The following is a 492-nucleotide window of genomic DNA, read 5'->3' as shown; positions in this document are numbered from 1 at the left end:
CCCCGCCGCCGCAGCCGTGTGAACGTCATGGTCCGTCGACGTCGTCGATCCGGCGGCCGTGGGCCGTTAAGGTGGCCGGTAGGAACGTCTGCCGCCCAGGCGTTTATGCCCGCGCCCATCCCAGCTTCGGAAGGTATCCACATGTCCGGCTTTTCCGTCACCGCCCTTCAGGGCCTCCCCGAAATCCGCCCCGGCGACGACCTTCCCGCCCTGATCGGCAACGCCCTGGCCGCCGCCCCGGAGGGGGTCCGGGACGGGGACATCCTCGTGGTGACCAGCAAGATCGTCTCCAAAGCCGAGGGCCGCCAAATCAGCGCCGCCGACCGGGAAGCGGCCATCACCGCCGAGACCGTGCGCCTGGTCGCCGCCCGCACCCACCCCGGCGGTGTGACCCGGATCGTGGAGAACCGGCAGGGCCTGGTCATGGCCGCCGCCGGGGTGGACAACAGCAACACCCCGCACGGCACCGTCCTGCTGCTGCCGGCGGACCCC

Annotated in this window: 1 protein-coding gene; it reads left to right on the top strand. The window is 71.7% G+C overall.

What is annotated here, in order from left to right; translation table 11 throughout:
- Positions 1–141 precede the first annotated feature (141 nt).
- Positions 142–492, top strand: a 351-nt coding sequence (locus LVY72_RS24135) for a coenzyme F420-0:L-glutamate ligase (protein ID WP_237827477.1), incomplete at its 3' end; no start/stop codon positions are given.

Origin of the sequence: Arthrobacter hankyongi (assembly GCF_022012395.1) — a bacterium.
In the GTDB taxonomy this organism is placed as follows: domain Bacteria; phylum Actinomycetota; class Actinomycetes; order Actinomycetales; family Micrococcaceae; genus Crystallibacter; species Crystallibacter hankyongi.
Note: the sequence above shows the minus strand (reverse complement) of the source record. Positions and strands in the feature narration are given on the sequence as shown.